General features: G+C 70.9%; 11 protein-coding genes. 5 read left to right on the top strand and 6 right to left on the bottom strand.

Annotation, left to right across the window (positions count from 1 at the left end; all coding sequences use genetic code 11):
• Positions 1 to 47 precede the first annotated feature (47 nt).
• From trxB to ABWO84_RS03350, 3 genes are all read right to left on the bottom strand, one after another.
• Entirely contained in the window at positions 48 to 1,004 is a 957-nt protein-coding gene (trxB, locus tag ABWO84_RS03340; protein WP_353112518.1) for a thioredoxin-disulfide reductase, read from the bottom strand.
• A gap of 235 nt (positions 1,005 to 1,239) precedes the next feature.
• Positions 1,240 to 2,859, bottom strand: coding sequence for a murein biosynthesis integral membrane protein MurJ (gene murJ, locus ABWO84_RS03345; protein ID WP_353112520.1), 1,620 nt, complete (start codon positions 2,857 to 2,859; stop codon positions 1,240 to 1,242).
• Positions 2,852 to 4,981 carry a DUF6049 family protein gene (locus tag ABWO84_RS03350; RefSeq protein ID WP_353112522.1) on the bottom strand — a complete coding sequence of 710 codons (2,130 nt, stop codon included), beginning with the start codon at positions 4,979 to 4,981 and terminating at the stop codon, positions 2,852 to 2,854. The genes murJ and ABWO84_RS03350 overlap by 8 nt, the downstream gene beginning before the upstream one ends.
• Positions 4,982 to 5,072: 91 nt before the next feature.
• On the opposite strand from ABWO84_RS03350, the gene ABWO84_RS03355 reads away from it, so the two are divergent.
• Both ABWO84_RS03355 and ABWO84_RS03360 read left to right on the top strand, forming a co-directional pair.
• Positions 5,073 to 6,590 carry a DUF7059 domain-containing protein gene (locus tag ABWO84_RS03355; protein ID WP_353112524.1) on the top strand — a complete coding sequence of 506 codons (1,518 nt, stop codon included), beginning with the start codon at positions 5,073 to 5,075 and terminating at the stop codon, positions 6,588 to 6,590.
• A 29-nt stretch (positions 6,591 to 6,619) separates the two neighbouring features.
• Positions 6,620 to 7,675 (top strand): LLM class flavin-dependent oxidoreductase, encoded by a 1,056-nt coding sequence (locus tag ABWO84_RS03360; RefSeq protein WP_353112526.1) that lies wholly within the window; start codon positions 6,620 to 6,622, stop codon positions 7,673 to 7,675.
• Between the two features lie 66 nt (positions 7,676 to 7,741).
• Here the strand turns inward: ABWO84_RS03360 and ABWO84_RS03365 are convergent, their stop codons facing one another.
• On the bottom strand, positions 7,742 to 9,220 hold the full coding sequence (locus ABWO84_RS03365; protein ID WP_353112528.1) for an MDR family MFS transporter: 1,479 nt from the start codon (positions 9,218 to 9,220) through the stop codon (positions 7,742 to 7,744).
• 78 nt (positions 9,221 to 9,298) lie between these two features.
• Between ABWO84_RS03365 and ABWO84_RS03370 the strand changes: the two genes are divergently transcribed.
• Positions 9,299 to 9,937 carry a TetR family transcriptional regulator gene (locus ABWO84_RS03370; protein ID WP_353112530.1) on the top strand — a complete coding sequence of 213 codons (639 nt, stop codon included), beginning with the start codon at positions 9,299 to 9,301 and terminating at the stop codon, positions 9,935 to 9,937.
• Positions 9,938 to 9,963: 26 nt separating this feature from the next.
• Positions 9,964 to 10,257 (top strand): hypothetical protein, encoded by a 294-nt coding sequence (locus ABWO84_RS03375; RefSeq protein ID WP_353112532.1) that lies wholly within the window; start codon positions 9,964 to 9,966, stop codon positions 10,255 to 10,257.
• Positions 10,258 to 10,411: 154 nt separating this feature from the next.
• Here ABWO84_RS03375 and ABWO84_RS03380 read toward each other — a convergent pair whose 3' ends face one another.
• Positions 10,412 to 12,973, bottom strand: a complete 2,562-nt coding sequence (locus ABWO84_RS03380; protein ID WP_353112534.1) for a fibronectin type III domain-containing protein — start codon at positions 12,971 to 12,973, stop codon at positions 10,412 to 10,414.
• 133 nt (positions 12,974 to 13,106) lie between these two features.
• A complete protein-coding gene (locus ABWO84_RS03385) occupies positions 13,107 to 14,000 on the bottom strand; it encodes a DMT family transporter (protein WP_353112536.1) in 894 nt (297 codons plus the stop codon).
• 278 nt (positions 14,001 to 14,278) lie between these two features.
• Here ABWO84_RS03385 and ABWO84_RS03390 point away from each other — a divergent pair, with 278 nt between their 5' ends.
• Complete coding sequence (locus tag ABWO84_RS03390; protein ID WP_353112538.1) at positions 14,279 to 15,883, top strand: ABC-F family ATP-binding cassette domain-containing protein; 1,605 nt, start codon at positions 14,279 to 14,281, stop codon at positions 15,881 to 15,883.
• The last annotated feature ends 97 nt before the right edge of the window (positions 15,884 to 15,980 follow it).

Consider the following 15,980-nt stretch of genomic DNA (forward strand, 5'->3'; position numbering starts at 1 on the left):
TGCCGTCCTCAGGGGAGAACGCGCGAGCGGTGTCCGGTGTTCCCCGGTCAGACCACGGCGGGCTCGGCGAGCGGCGCGGCGTCTGCGAGATCGGCGAGGAAGTGCTCGGCGTCGAGCGCCGCCACCGTGCCGGAACCCGCGGCCGTGACGGCCTGACGGTAGGTGGGGTCGATCACGTCACCCGCGGCGAACACTCCGCGCTGGGAGGTGCGGGACGAGCGCCCGTCGACCCACACGGTGCCCTCGGCGGTGAGCTCGAGCTTGCCGTGCACCAGGTGCGTGCGCGGATCGTTGCCGATCGCGACGAACACGCCGTCGACGGGAAGCTCGCTCAGCGAGCCGTCGACGGTCGACCGCAGACGCACCGCGGTGGTCTCGAACTCGCCGAGGATCTCGTCGACCTCGCTGTTCCACACGAACTCGATCTTCTCGTTCGCGAACGCACGATCCTGCATGATCTTCGAGGCGCGCAGCGTGTCCTTGCGGTGGATCACGTAGACCTTCGAGGCGAAGCGGGTGAGGAAGGTGGCCTCCTCCATCGCCGAGTCACCGCCGCCGACGACGGCGATCGTCTTCTCGCGGAAGAAGAAGCCGTCGCAGGTGGCGCACCAGGACACGCCGTGGCCCGACAGGCGCTCCTCGCCCTCGACCCCCAGCTTCCGGTAGGCGGAGCCGGTCGCGTAGATCACGGAGGACGCCTCGTGGACCACGCCGCTACCGAGCGTGACCTTCTTCACCGGGCCGTCGAGCTCGAGAGCGGTGACATCGTCGTAGACGACCTCGGTGCCGAACTTCTCGGCCTGCTCCTGCAGCTTGGTCATGAGATCCGGGCCCTGGATGCCTTCGGGGAAGCCGGGGAAGTTCTCCACCTCGGTGGTCTTCGTCAGCTCTCCGCCGACCTCCACGGAGCTCGCGATGAGGAGCGGCTCGAGGTTCGCGCGCGCTGCGTAGACGGCGGCGGTGAACCCGGCGGGGCCGGAGCCGATGATGATGACCTGACGCATGTGTTCTCCCGTTCGCGGACAGCAGGATCTACTGCTTCAACCAATGGTAGCCGCGGGGCATTCCGCGGCCCTGTGGACGACGTCGGAAGCCGTCTTCCGACTCCCTGTGCCGTCGTGCCATGACCGCGCTACGTCGCGCTCGCCGAGGGGTGCGACGCCGAACTCCTGGCATTGGACGCGAAACCGAGTTCCCGGCATCCGCGCCGCGATCCGGGTGGTGGAGTCCGCCTGAGCCTCAGCGGCGGGGGAGGAACCGCTTCAGCAGCCCGGTGACCGCGGAGAGCTCGGGGGCGCGCAGGATCAGGAGCACGATGAGGTAGGCGGCCGCGGCGACGGCGCCGATCACACCGGTGCCGACGGCTCCGATGAGCCTGTCCGCGAAGGAGGAGCCGGTGCGGCCGGTCATCCATCCCTCGGCACCGCCCAGCGCCGCATACACGCCCCAGCCGGCGAGCCCGGCGGGGATGGCTGCGACGGTGAACCGGACCAGCGAGAGGAGGGTGGTGCGCAGCTCCAGTCCGCCGAGCCTCTTCCGCAGGATGAGCACGGCGATGACGGCCTGCACGATCCCGGCGATCGACTGGCCGAGGGCCACAGCTGCGGCGAGCTGGGCCAGCGGGGCGACCGCGAGGGCGATGAGCGAGAAGACGACGATCAGCACGCCCTGCACGAGGGTGAACAGGAACGGCGTGCGGGTGTCGCCGTAGGCGTAGAAGGCGCGCTGCACGATGAACAGCACGGAGAGGGCGAGCAGGCCCACGAGGTAGCAGACGAGCACCGGAGCGGACTGCAGCGCCTTCTCCGCGCTGTCGGTGAAGATGCGGGTCGCGGGCACCGCCGCCACGGCGAGCGCCACCCCGGAGCCGACCACGAAGAGCGAGACGACCCGGATGCACCGCGCGACGTCGCTGCGGACCGCGGCATCGCGCCCGGCGGCGGCGTGCTCCGCGATCTGGGTGAAGTAGGGGGTGCCGATCGAGATCGCGAAGATCGAGTAGGGGAGCATGAAGACGAGCCAGGCGGCCTGCATCATGAACACCGATGGATGCTCGCCCGATGCCTCGGAGACGATGGTCGTCTGGATGAGACCGGCGACCTGGCCGACGATGACCATCATGAAGGTCCAGCCGGCGAGCGAGCCCACCTGTCCGAGACCGACGCCGCGCCAGCGGAAGTCGGGGCGCAGCTGAAGCCCGGTGCGTCGCCAGGCGAAGAACAGCAGCCCCGCCTGGACGGCAATCCCGAGGGTGGCGGTCCCCCCGAGCACGGCGATCATCGTGGGGTTCCACATGTCGACGTCGGTGCGGGACCCGCCGAAGAGCGCGATGAAGACGAGGAACCCGGCGATCGAGAGGACGTTGTTCGCGACCGGGGTCCACGTGTACGGCCCGAAGACGCGGCGGGCGTTGAGGGTCTCCCCGACGAGCGCGTACAGACCGTAGAAGAAGATCTGCGGCAGGCACCAGTAGGCGAACGCCACCGCGAGGGCGTGCTGCGCGGGGGAGTAGCCCTTGGCGTAGATCGTCACAAGGAACGGTGCGAGCGCCATCGCGACCGCGGTCGCCGCGAGGAACACCACGGTGCCGAGCGTGAAGAGCTTGGAGATGTACGCGCGGCCGCCGTCCTTGTGGGCCGCGGCACGCACGATCTGCGGGATGATCACGGCCGTGAGGATGCCGGTCTGGATGATCGTGAAGACGTTGTTCGGCAGCTGGTTGGCGACGCCGAACGCGTCGCCCGCCTTGCCGATCGAACCGATCGCCGCGACGAGGACGATCGTGCGGATCAGCCCGGTGACGCGGGAGATCAGGGTGCCTGCGCCGAGGATGGCGCTGGCACGGCCGAGACTACTCATCGATCTCCTTCGCGGCGGACCGCTCGTCGTGGGGGGTCTCGTCATCCGAGGCGCCCTCCTCCTGGTCCTGCGCCCCCCGGCGTCGGCGTCGTACGGTGCGGATGATGCCGAACGCCAGCAGCAGCACGATGATGCCGCCCAGGATGCCGAGGCCGATGTTCTCCCAGTCGGCGCGGACCGTCACCGGCGCGATCGCCGGATCCCCGATCGGCACGCCGGTCGGGCTGGTGAGCCGGAACTCGACCTCGAGCTCGCCGCTCGCGAGCCGCGCCTCGACCGGGATCGTCACGCGCGTGTTGCTCGCGCGTCCGGCCTGCACCTCGGTGATCGGCTGGACGTCGAGACGGGGGTCGGAGGGCTGACTGGACAGCTCCACGGTGACGGGCCAGGGGAGCTCGTTGCGGATCCACACCGGAAGAGGGGCCGCCGCCGTGAGCAGCTGGACGGGGCTCGGTTCCTGCACGCCCACCGATGAGAGGGTCTTCCTCGTGGCCTTCTGATGGGCGGCGACCGCGGTCGTGACGTCGTCCGGGGCGAGTCCCACGCCGATCAGCCGGAGGATCTGGATGCGCTCGGGGGCGAGGAGGACGAGGGGATCCTTCAGGATCGTCCCGAACTGGGTGAGCCTCTGCTCGCCGACGAGGAGGTCGTGCAGCATCGGCGCCCGGGCGGAGTCGGCCTTCGCCGTGACGTCGACGCGCACCGGGGCGGCGGCGGTCAGCGTCGACAGGCGGGGTCCGGCGGCGCCGAGGGAGGCGAGCGCCGCGTGAAGACTGCCGCCGTCGCGGGTCTCCGAGCGGTTGAGGCCGACGAGGAGCGGCGCCGATCCGGCTGTCGCGGCGTTCAGGAGCAGGTGCGCGGCGGCGGCGCCGATCTCCCGGTCGCGCGCGGTCGCGTCGGCCTCCTCGGCCGCGGCGGACAGGCGGTCGGAGGCCGAGGACGAGGTGACGAGCACCCGCCGGGAGCCGGTCGAGGCGACGCCGCCGCGCTCCCCGCCGACCGCGGTGTCGGGCAGGATCGTGACGACGTCGTCGCCCAGATAGGCGGCGAAGGCCGTGAGGTCGTCGGCGGTCACGTCTGCGCGCGGCCAGAGGATGCCGGAGGACGCCCCGCGGAGCGCGGTGAGCGCGGCGTTGTCGGGGAGGGCCGGCGCCGCGTCGTTCGCGGTCGGGGTGGGTGTCGGCGTCGCCTGAGCGAAGTCGGCGGGGTTCAGCAGAGCGGTGAGGCTCGTGGGGGCGAGCAGACTCGGCAGCTTCGCGTGTGCCTGGGTCGCGGCGTCCGCATCGCCGAACTGGAGGGCGAAGCGATCGTTCGGCAGGCTCTCCAGGGCGTCCAGCCAGGCGGTCGCCGTCACCGGCGCGGACGACCCGAGCGCTCGGATCGCGGCGGGGACGGACGGATCGATCGCGAGGATGGCGGTGGTGCCGCTGACGCCCGTCAGCACCGCCGTCAGCGCACCCTCCGGCGCGGTGAGCGCCGTCAGCTCCTCGGCGGTGAGGAGGCCGCCCGCCTTCGGGGTGGCCGTGATCGGCACGATCGCCGAGACCGCGGGAGCCACGCCGGAGCGGACGACGACCACTGCGCTCGCCGTGAGGTCCCAGGAGGTCTGATCGTCCTTCGGACCGGTGGTCGCCGAGCTCAGCCGTGCGCGGACGGGGTAGATTCCGGGTGCGAGGGGAGCGAAGTCCGGCGCGCTCACGGCCGCGCCGATCAGGGAGGTCTTGTCGCGCTCGACCACGGACGACGTCTGGGAGGAGACCTCCTCGAAGGTCCCGCCCGTGACCCCGCGATCGAGCCATCCGTCGAGCGCGTCCGATGTCGTCAGCGGCGTGCGGTTCAGCTCGAACGTCATCCGCCCCTCCGACAGGGCGCTCTCGGTGCCGTTGCTCACCGACGCGGTCGCGACCAGCGGACCGGCACCGGGGATCGCACCATCGACCCCGGCCGACAGGTGGAGCGTCACCTCGCCCTTCGGCTCCGAGGGGGGAGGGGTCTCGTCCGCGGATGCGGACGGGGCGACCGCGCCGATCATCAGCGCCGCTGCGGCGGCCGTCGCACCGAGACGACGGAGCATCCGTCGTGCGCGCGCACGGATGCCGTTGCTGGGGGAGATCGCGGTCATATGGTCTTCCTCGAACGCCGCCCGGCGTCCGTGAGTGCTGCCGCCCATGATTCTAGGCGGGGACGGCACGGGATCCCTGAAGGCGCGTAGAGTGACGGCCGTGCCCGCAGCTCCCCGCCCCGACATCCTGTCCGCCCGTGCGCTCGCCGCGGACCTCGACGCGGCGGACTTCCGGTCCGATCCGCTGCGGCGGCTCTGGGGTGACGAGGCGGACGACGCGCTCGCCCGCGGCATGCGCGAGCCCATCCTCCGCGCCCTCGGCGACGGCGACGGCGCCCTCGCCACCCTGGGCCGGCTCCTGGTGCTGGGGATGCCGCAGCCGCTCGCGGCGGTCGCGGTCGCGCTCCCTCGGCTCGGCATCGATGGACTCGAGACGCTGGGCATCGCCACCGCCGGGGACGGCTCGGTCGTGCCGCATGCACTGATCCGCCCGCAGTCGTTCGTCGACGCCGACGGCGTCGGGGAGTGGTGGATCGCCAGCGATCTCGACGAGGTCGCCCTCGGCACGGCGCTTCCCCCGGATCACGTGCTCGGCGTGGGCGGCGCCTCGCGCACGCTCGCCGAGCTCGTGGTCCCGGCATCCGTCGGCCGTGCGCTCGATCTGGGGACCGGATGCGGCATCCAGGCGCTGCTCGTCTCGCGGCACGCCGGCACGGTGATCGCGACCGACATCTCGGAGCGCGCGCTCGCGTACGCCGAGCTGAACGCGCAGCTGAACGGGGTCGCGAACGTGGAGTTCCGCCTCGGCAGCATGTTCGAGCCGGTTGCGGGGGAGGCCTTCGATCTCATCGTCTCGAACCCGCCGTTCGTGATCACACCGAGGGCGCAGGGCGTCCCCGAGTACGAGTACCGCGACGGCGGCCTCGTCGGAGATGCGCTGGTCGAGCAGTTCCTCCGCTCGGCGCCGGAGCTGCTCGCGCCCGGAGGCGTCGCGCAGCTGCTGGGCAACTGGGAGTCCCGCGACGGCGTCGCCGGACTCGACCGGCTGCGCGCCTGGGTGCGCGACGATCTCGACGCCTGGGTGATCGAGCGGGAGGAACTGTCCCCGCTCGCCTATGCGGAGCTCTGGATCCGCGACGGCGGCACCCTGCCCCGGGACGAGGGCTTCTCGGCACTGCTCTCGGCGTGGCTCGACGACTTCGCCGCGCGGGGCGTCTCCGCGATCGGATTCGGCTACGTGCTGGTGCGCCGGGGCGGCGCGGACGCACCGGAGGGCCGGCGCCTCCGGCGTTTCGAGCACCTCTCGCAGCCGCTCGCGAACACCGGTCGTGCGCTGCGTGCGGGTCTCGGGGCGCACGACCTCCTGGCGTCCGCGCTGCCCCCGCGCCTCGTCGTGGCCCCCGACGTCACCGAGGCGCGGCACCTGATGCCCGGCGACGACGACCCGACGGTGATCGAGCTGCGCCAGGGCGGCGGCTTCGGGCGCGTGGTCTCCGCGGACACCGCGCTCGCCGCGTTCACCGGCGCCTGCGACGGCGAGCTGACGGTCGCCCAGATCGTCGCTGCGCTCGCCGACCTGTTCGACGTGCCGCTCGCGGACCTCTGGGCCGACCTCGAGCCCCGCATCCGCTCACTCGTGCTCGACGGCTTCCTGCTTCCGGCGGAATAGCCCGCACCATTCATGCGTTCGCATACATCGTGAAGGCTTTCGGATTCCTCTCCTTCGGGCACTATGCGGACGTGCCCGGCTCGGCGACCCGCACGGCGGGCGACATGCTCACCCAGACCATCGAGATCGCGGAGGGCGCCGACGAGATCGGCGTCAACGGCGCTTATGTGCGCGTGCACCACTGGGCGCGCCAGGCCGCGTCGCCCATGCCTCTGCTGTCGGCGATGGCCGCACGGACCCGGCGCATCGAGGTGGGTACCGGCGTGATCGACATGCGCTACGAGAACCCCTTCCAGTTCGCCGAGGAGGCCGCGGCCCTCGACCTCATCTCCGGCGGGAGGATCGCGCTGGGCGTCAGCCGCGGGTCACCCGAGACCGCCCTGCGGGGCTACGAGACCTTCGGCTACCTCGACGCCGAGGACGGAGAGCGGGGCAGCGTGCTCGCCCGAGAGAAGTTCGACCTGTTCCTGCGCGCCATCGAGGGGGAGCGCCTCGCCCCCGGTGATCCGCGGATGGTCGGCGAAGGACGCTATCTGGCGGTCGAACCGCACTCGCCGACGCTGCGCGACCACATCTGGTGGGGCTCGGGCTCCCGCTCGACCGCGGAGACGACCGGGCGGATGGGCCTGAACATGATGAGCTCGACGCTCGTCACCGAGGCGACCGGACAGCCCTTCCACGAGCTGCAGCGGGAGCAGATCGACCTCTTCCGCACGGCCTACAAGGAAGCCGGGCACACGGGGACCCCCCGCGTGTCCGTGAGCCGCAGCGTCTTCCCTCTGGTCAGCGACATGGACCGCGCCTACTTCGGTCTGCGCTCCGAGGAGAGCGACGACCAGATCGGGATCATCGACGGGCTGCGCTCGACCTTCGGCAAGACCTACGCCGCCGAACCGGACGTGCTCATCGAGCAGCTGAAGCGCGACGAGGCCGTGATGGCCGCGGACACGCTGATGCTGACGATCCCGAACCAGCTCGGCCCCGCGTACAACCTGCACGTGCTGCAGGCCTTCGCGGAGCACGTCGCCCCGGCGCTGGGGTGGAAGCCCAACACCGAAGGCCCTGTCGAGGGCGACGCCGTCTAGCCGACCCGAGGGTCGTCCGGATCGGCCGGTGAGCTGCGGGGTACGAGGGCATCGTACGGCGCGGGGTCAGACCGCATCCGCCTCCTTCCGCGGGCGGCGCTTCGGCACGAGGAACGCGAGCAGGATCGTGATGACCGACGAGGTGGCGGCGACCACGAACGCCAGGTGGATGCCCTGTGCCGTCGCGTCGATCGCGGACAGCCCGGAGCGGACGGCCGATGCGGATCCGATCGACATCAGCGTCACGAACAGCGCGGTGCCCGCCGCGCCGGCGAGCTGCTGCACCGTGGTGAAGATCGCACTGCCGTGGCTGTAGAGCTCGGGCGCGAGCGATCCGAGGGACGCCGTCATCAGCGGGGTCATCATCAGCGCGAGGCCGAGGTCGAGCACGATCGTCGCGACCACGATGAGCCACACCGGGCTCGACGCGCCCAGCTGCGTGAGCATGACCAGCGCTGCGGCGACCACGAAGACACCCGGGATGACGAGCGGACGTGCGCCGACCCGGTCGAACAGGGCGCCGACGAACGGCGCGGCCAGTCCCATGAGCAGTCCGCCGGGGAGCACCACCAGGCCGGTGACGAACGGGGAGAGCCCCAGCACGTTCTGCATGTAGATCGGCAGCAGGATGAGCGCGCCGAACATCGAGAGCATCGCGATCAGGAGCAGCAGGATGCCGACCCAGAACGCGCGCACCCGGAAGGGGCGCAGATCGAGGAAGGCCGCCCCCCGGCTCTGCAGCGCGATCTGCCGCCAGACGAAGAGCGCCAGCCCGACGGCTCCGGCGATCAGCGGCAGCGCGGGCGACACGGCGGCCTTCCCGTCGATCGCCTCGCCGATGCCGCCCAGACCGTAGACGAGTCCGCCGAACGCAAGCACCGAGAGGAGTGCGGACAGGACGTCGAAGCGGGCGGGACGGCCGGCCTCTGAGGCGCCGATGAGGAGGGCGCCGACGATGAGGACGACGAGCGCGATCGGCAGCACGGCGATGAACACCGAGCGCCACCCGAACGTGGTGATGAGCATGCCCGAGACGGTCGGGCCGAGGGCGGGGGCGACCGACATCACGATCGCGATGAGGCCCATCATCCGTCCGCGGCGCTCCTCGGGGATCCTCGTCAGGATCATGGTCGACAGCAGCGGCATGATGACCGCGGTGCCGCCGGCCTGCAGCACCCGCGCTGCGACGAGCGCGCCGAAGACGGGCGCAGCGGCGGCGACCGCGGTGCCCAGCGTGAAGAGTCCGAGGGCGGTGACGAAGATGGCCCGCGGGCTGAACTTCTGGAGCAGGAAGCCCGACATCGGGATGACGACGGCCATGACGAGCATGTAGATCGTCGTGAGCCACTGTCCTGCCGACGCGGCCACGCCGAACTCGCGCATCACGGGAGGCAGGGCGACACCCATCACGGTCTCGTTGAGAACCATGACGAAGGCGCCGGCGAGGAGGATCCAGATGAGTCCGGTGCCACCGGAGGCGGGTCGCGGGGCGGGGAGGGGACCGGTTGCGGGCGGAGCGGATGCGGGGGCTACGGGGGGATTCATCTCTCTCCAGTGATCGCTAGTGTCAGAGGCAGACAATAGTGGCAGTCTATGACATGAGCTCGCTGGTAACCTGAGCGAGTGCCGGACCCGACCCTCAGAGAACTGTCCCGGCGGGCCATTCGCCAGCGGCTCGGCGATGTCGCGATCCGGATCTTCGCCGAACGGGGATACGCGGCCACGACCGTCGACGAGGTCGCCGCCGCGGCCGGCATCTCGGAGCGCACGTTCTTCCGATACTTCGGCACGAAGGACCAGGTGCTCTTCTTCCGGGCCGACGAGGACACGCAGATGCTCGTCGACCGCCTTCGGGAGCGTCCGGTCGGTGAGGCGCCCTGGATCTCGCTGCGGCAGATCGTGCTGGTCTCGCTCGATCTGCTCGACGACGAGGCCGAGCTCGAGCGGGAGAGGATGCTCCGCTCGATCCTCAACAGCACGCCGGAGCTGCTCGCGCATCAGCTGGCGAGGGTCGCCGACACGCAGCGCACCCTCGGCGACGCCCTCTGGGAGCGCTGGATCGCCGTTCCGGGACACCGGGAGGACGATGCGGACACTCGCCTCGTGCTCCGCGCGCTCGTCGGCGCGATGCTCGGCGTGCTCACCGAGGTCATGATGCACGCCGAGGACCAGCCGCCTGCGGAGCGGCGCCGTCTCGTGCGCACGGCCCTCGACGCGATCCGGCCCGGTCGCGTCGACCTCGGCGGGGAACCCGACGCCTGAGACCCGGCTTCCGCTACGGTCGGAGCATGGACGCAGAGGACACCTCGATCAACGGACGGGTCGCCCGCGTGGAGCGGGAGTTCGCCGCCAGGATGCAGCGCGCCCTCATCCTGATGGCCGTGCTGGAGGGCGGTGCGCTGCTCGTCGCGGGCCTGGCGATCTACGCCCTCGATCTGATCGAGCCCGATCGGGGGGTCTTCATCCTCGTCGGGATCGCGCTGCTCGGGGGGATGCTCTTCAGCTACTTCGTGATCCGCTTCGCCAAGCAGAAGCAGCAGGCGATCGAGCAGGCGAAGGGCGGCAGCGGCACCGTCTGGTGAGCCGCGTCCCGGACGTTCTGCATCCGTCCGCACGTTCTGCATCCGGATACTCGAGTAGCCGGATGCAGGGTGCCGTTCGGGGTGCGCTCCGTCCGCGGCACGCATACCGAGGGCGCCGCCCGGATGCCCGGAGCGGCGCCCTCAGTCGTTCCCGCTACTCCGCGGCGCCGGCCGCCGCACGACGGCGCAGGGCGACGAGGCCCAGCCCGAGCGCCAGCAGCACGACCGCTGCGACGATGTACGGCGAGCTGTCCGCACCCGTGGTCGCGAGGTCGTCGGTTCCGGTCCCGTCGGTGCCGTCCGAGCCGTCGCCGCCCTCGGAGCCTTCGCCGCCGCCGTCTCCGTCGCCGGAGCCCGAGTCCGCGGCCTGCACGGTGATCGGCGCGGTCACCACGGTGCCGTCCGCGCGGACCACCGCGACCGTGTGCTCGCCCGCCGGGGTGGCGGCCGGGATCGTCGCCCTCGCCGAGAACGCGCCGTCGGCGTCCGCCGTGACGGTGCCGATGGCGACGGGCTCGGAGCGCAGCTCCATCGAGAGCTCCTCACCGGCGGTGAAGCCGGTGCCGGAGACCTCGACGCTGCCGCCGGCCTTGACCGTCTTCGCATCGAGCGTCACGGCCGCCGGCTTCTTCTGCGGCGGCGGGGTCATGCCCGCCTCCGTGACCCACTTCTCGCCGTCGTCGTACTTGGTGACGGTGAACTGGTCGTAGACGTCGCCGACGTTCTTGTCGGTGGTGGCGCCGGGGACCTTCTCCGCGAGGTAGGAGCGGTAGACCAGCTGGTCCTTCGAGACGTCGATCACCTGGTAGGTGGTGACCTTCTCGCCACGGAGCACCTGGGTGGCGCCGTTGTTCGTCCACACGTTCTTCGCCTCGGTCTCGAGGTCGTAGTGCTTCGCCCCGGAGTTGGACACCATGTACACCGGCCCGGTCGTGAGGCCGGGGGTCGAGGTCGCATCGGTGTTCTTGTAGCCGCGGGCGTAGGTGTGGTCGTGGCCCATCATCACGAGGTCGATGTCGTGCTTCTGGAAGACCGGCACCCACTCATCGCGCAGGATCGGCTCGTCGCGGCCGGCCGAGGTGGAGTACACCGGCTGGTGGAAGGTGACCACGTTCCACTTCGACGGGCTGTCGCCGAGGATGTGGTCGAGCCAGGCGGCCTGGAAGCGGGTCCACAGGCGGGCGACGTCGTTCTTCGGGCATTCCGTCCCCGTGCACGACGGGAGGTTGCCCGGGGTGAGGAACGTGGTGTCGCGGGTCGCGTTGAGCGTGATGAAGCGCACGTTCTGGTAGTCGGTGTAGTACGCCGTCTCCTTGGCGAACTCGCTCCAGTGCTCGAAGTACGCCTTGTACTGCTTCGCCACGTCGCTGTCGCCCTGCGCGAGGTTCGCGAGCTCGCCCACGCTGCCGATCGCCGGGTTGTTGTGCGGGTACTCGAAGTTCGCCTTCCACGCCGTCAGCATCTTGTCGCCGGAGTACTCGTGGTTGCCGGGCGCCGCCATCACGTTGGTGCGGGTCGCGGAGTCCTTCATGCCCTTGAACCAGTTGAGCCACTCGGTCTCGTTGGAGGAGGTGTTGATGAGGTCTCCGGCGTGCACCGAGCCGATCGAACGCGGTGCGTTGGCCTCGGCCTGCTTGACGACGGAGGGCCAGGTGGTGTCGAGGCCGATCTGCGCGTCGCCGTAGTAGATGAACTGGAAGTCCGTCGCCTTCGGATCGGCGGTGCGGAACTCGAACCAGTCGCTCCAGCTGCCCTCGAGGCCCACGCGGTACTTGTAGGCGGTCGCAGGGGTGAGGCCGTCGACGGTCGCCGAGAAGTGCTGGTTCGGGTTCCCGTTGACGACGCCGGCGGAGTAGGCGTCGATCGTGCGCGTGTCGCCGCCGGCAGCCGGGGCGATCTGCACCTGGCCGCTGTTGTGCGACGCGTCGCCCGCGAGCCAGGAGAACGCCTGCGACGTCTCGGGCTTCTCGGTGGGCGTGAGGATGACCCGGGTCGGCGGAGCGACGACCGGCTTCTCGGGCCCGGTGGCGGCGACGAGACGCAGCTCGGACATGTCGAAGTAGATGTCGGAGCTCGACGCGCGGTCCTGGTAGAGCGCGACGGCGACGGTGTTCGCGCCTTCGTGCAGCAGGTCGCCCTTCGCGGTGAAGGTGCTGGTGAGCGGGTCTCCGTTGCTGTCGCCCGCGTACTCGAGGTTGGTGGTCTCGGTGATGCGGCCGTCGACGTAGCTGGCCACCTTGGTGCCGTTGACCCAGACGACGAGCGCGTCGTCGTACGTCACGGTGCTGGTGAGGGACGCCACCTGCTCGGCGACCCCCTTGTCGAGCGTGAACTCGGTGCGGAAGAAGTAGGTGGGGATCGCGGTCTTCGTGCCCTCGACGTAGTGCGTCAGCAGGGTGCGGGGCTCGTGCGGGCCGACCTTGCCGAGCTTGCCGTTCTTCGCGCCGAACGCGCCCTGCGCGGTCTTCCACGCGCTGTCGTCATAGGAGGCGCCGGTCCAGATCCGCAGGTTCGCGTCGCCGCGGGCGGGGTCGGTGTTGTCGTCGAGATAGCGCCAGGTGCTGTCGGTGGTGATCAGCGGCGCGGAGGGCACCTCGGGGGCGGGTGCCGATGCGGCGGCTGCGGCGGCCGGGGCGACCAGGACGCTGCCGAGCAGGGTGACGAGCGCGGCGGCGACGGCCGGTCTGCGGCGTCGGGCTGCGGGTCGAGAATGCATGTCGATCCTTCGTTTCGTGGCGGGGGAGTGCGTGCGCGCTCGGGTGCGTGCACGCGATCCACCGAAGCAATCCGGGATGACCTGGGTGTGTACCGAAGGTGAACACTTCGGCCCCGGACGCCGGATCCGCCGGCTACCGGTCGGTCTTCCGCCGCCGCCCGACGGCGCGCAGCTCGCTCGCGAGGATCCCGAGCACGACCAGCGCACCGCCCGCCAGCGCGGTGGCCGGCAGGCGCTCCCCGGCGATGCGTCCGATGATCCCCGCCCAGACCGGCTCCCCGGCGTAGATGATCGTGGCGCGGGTGGGGGACACCGTCTTCTGCGCCCAGTTCATCGTGAGCTGGATGAGGCAGCTCGTCAGGCCGAGGCCGACGCCGCAGCCGACCCAGACCCAGGAGAAGGGGGGCACACCCTCGCCGACCACCGGCATGGTGAGGAATCCCAGCAGGCCGGCGGTGAGCAGTTGCACGACGGTGATCCGGCCGAGGTCGATGCGCCCCGCGAAGACGCTGATGAGGATGATCTCGCCGACGATCGGCAGCGTGCTGATCATGGTGACGATCTCGCCGCCGCCGAGGGTGAGGGCGAACGCGTCGGGGCCGGCGATGAGGAGCAGCCCCACGAAGGCGAGCCCGGCACCGGCGAAGGCCATGGCGGGCGGGCGCTTGCGCAGGAAGATCCACTGGGCGAAGGGGACGAGCGGCACGTACATCGCGGTGATGAACGCGGACGTGCTGCTGTCGATGGTCTGCAGGCCGAGCGTTTGCAGACCGTAGCCCAGATGGATCATCACGCCGATGGACACTCCGGCGCCGATGTCGGCCCAGCTCATGCCGCGCAGCGATCGCCGGAAGATCAGGATGCTGATGAGACCGGCGACGAAGAAGCGCAGCCCGACGAAGAACCACGGCCCGGAGTGCTGCATCGCCCAGTGGACGAGCAGGAACGTGCTGCCCCACATCGCGGTGATGGCGATGAGGGCGGCCTCCTGCGGGCGGAGGCGCATCCAGCGCAGACGAGCGGGCATCGCGGCCCTTCCTCGACGTTGCCGGGACGAGCATATCGCCGTGTGCGGGGTGCGGGGTGCGGTGTGCCCGGTCCGTCTATTCGTCGCAATGTCCCGTTATCCGACGCGAATAGCGGGACATTGCGACGAATAGACGAGCGGAGCCTCCGGACCGTGGGCTCGGATTCAGGCCGCGGTGTTAGCCTGGGGCCGTGTCTACCCCCCGAATCTCCTAGCTGAGGACCCGCTTCCACGCCAGAAGTGTGTCCTTTTCGCTATTCACTCGGAGTTTTCGGATCATGATCACCGTTCATGATGTCGTGCTGCGCGCGGGCGCCCGCCTGCTGCTCTCAGACATCTCTTTCACCGTCTCCCCCGGAGACCGCATCGGCCTCGTCGGACGCAACGGCGCCGGCAAGACCACCCTCCTGTCGGCCCTCGCCGGCATGTCCGACCCGGCAGCGGGCTCGATCGCCTCGACCGGCGACGTCGGATTCCTCCCGCAGGACTCCCGCGCCGCCGACCCCGGGGTCAGCGTCACCGACCGCATCCTGTCCGCGCGCGGCCTCGATCGCGCGACCCGGGACCTGCACGACGCGGAGGCCGCGCTCGCCGCCGCCGCGGCGCCGGCCGATCTCGACCGCGCCCTGCGCGCCTACGCCCGCGCCGAAACGGCATTCCAGTCCGGCGGGGGATACGCCGCCGAGGCCGAGGCGGCCCAGGTCGCAGCCGGTCTCGGTCTGCCGGAGCGCGTGCTGTCCGCTCCGGTGGGCACGCTCTCCGGCGGCCAGCGGCGGCGGGTCGAGCTCGCCCGCATCCTGTTCGGCGGGCGCGACCGGGTGCTGCTGCTCGACGAGCCGACGAACCACCTCGACGTCGACTCGATCGCCTGGCTCCGCACCTTCCTGCAGGGGCATCGCGGCGGGCTGGTGCTCATCAGCCACGACACCGGACTGCTCGCCGACGTGGTCAACCGGGTGTTCCACCTCGATCCCCCGCGCGCCGCCATCGACGTGCACAACACCGGATGGGAGCAGTACCTCGTGCAGCGCGGGGCCGATGAGCGGCGGCGCATCCGGGAGCGCGCCAACGCGGAGCGGAAGGCGGCAGCCCTGCACACCCAGGCGGACCGCATGAAGGCGCGATCGTCCACGGCCGTCATGGCCCGCAGCATGGCCCGTCGGGCCGACCGGATGCTCGCCGAGCTGGAGCCGGTGCGTCGGACCGAGAAGGTGGCCCGCATCGCGCTCCCCGAGCCGGAGCCGTGCGGGCGGATGCCCCTCGGCGCCGTGAGCCTCGCGAAGGCGTACGCGGGCCGGACGGTCCTCGACGGCGTCGACCTCGCGGTGGACCGGGGGAGCAGGTTCGTGGTGCTCGGGTTCAACGGCGCAGGGAAGACGACCCTGCTGCGTCTGCTCGCCGGGCAGGCGCAGCCCGACAGCGGGCGGGTGGTGCACGGCCACGGGCTGCGGCTGGGCTATTTCGCTCAGGAGCATGACACGCTGTCGCTCGACCGCACGGTGCGGGAGAACCTCTCCGACGCCGCTCCGCACCTGAGCGACGGCGAGGCGCGGCACGTGCTCGGCGCGTTCCTGTTCAGCGGGGACGACGCCGACAAGCGGGCGGGCGTGCTCTCCGGCGGTGAGAAGACCCGGCTCGCGCTGGCGGGGCTGGTGCACTCGGGGGCGAACGTGCTGCTGCTCGACGAGCCGACCAACAACCTCGATCCCGCGTCGCGCGACGAGGTGCTCGCCGCGATCGACTCCTATCCGGGCGCGATCGTGATGGTCACGCACGACGAGCAGGCGCTCGACGCGCTGCGTCCCGACCGGGTGCTGCTGCTGCCGGACGCGGACGAGGATCTGTGGAGCGAGGAGTACCGGGAGCTCGTATCGCTCGCCTGAGCCCCGGGGCACCCATTCGTCGCAGAGTCCCGTTGCTCGGCCCGGACAACGAGACTCTGCGACGAAGAGACGGGGAGGGAGAGACCGGGGCCCGGAC

Source organism: Microbacterium sp. (assembly GCF_040394595.1).
In the GTDB taxonomy this organism is placed as follows: domain Bacteria; phylum Actinomycetota; class Actinomycetes; order Actinomycetales; family Microbacteriaceae; genus Microbacterium.

Excerpts from the sequence above, each read along its gene's own strand:
- trxB (WP_353112518.1), bottom strand. The coding sequence starts at position 1,004 with ATGCGTCAGGTCATCATCATCGGCTCCGGCCCCGCCGGGTTCACCGCC.
- murJ (WP_353112520.1), bottom strand. The coding sequence starts at position 2,859 with ATGAGTAGTCTCGGCCGTGCCAGCGCCATCCTCGGCGCAGGCACCCTG.
- ABWO84_RS03350 (WP_353112522.1), bottom strand. The coding sequence starts at position 4,981 with ATGACCGCGATCTCCCCCAGCAACGGCATCCGTGCGCGCGCACGACGG.
- ABWO84_RS03365 (WP_353112528.1), bottom strand. The coding sequence starts at position 9,220 with ATGAATCCCCCCGTAGCCCCCGCATCCGCTCCGCCCGCAACCGGTCCC.
- ABWO84_RS03375 (WP_353112532.1), top strand. The coding sequence starts at position 9,964 with ATGGACGCAGAGGACACCTCGATCAACGGACGGGTCGCCCGCGTGGAG.
- ABWO84_RS03380 (WP_353112534.1), bottom strand. The coding sequence starts at position 12,973 with ATGCATTCTCGACCCGCAGCCCGACGCCGCAGACCGGCCGTCGCCGCC.
- ABWO84_RS03385 (WP_353112536.1), bottom strand. The coding sequence starts at position 14,000 with ATGCCCGCTCGTCTGCGCTGGATGCGCCTCCGCCCGCAGGAGGCCGCC.
- ABWO84_RS03390 (WP_353112538.1), top strand. The coding sequence starts at position 14,279 with ATGATCACCGTTCATGATGTCGTGCTGCGCGCGGGCGCCCGCCTGCTG.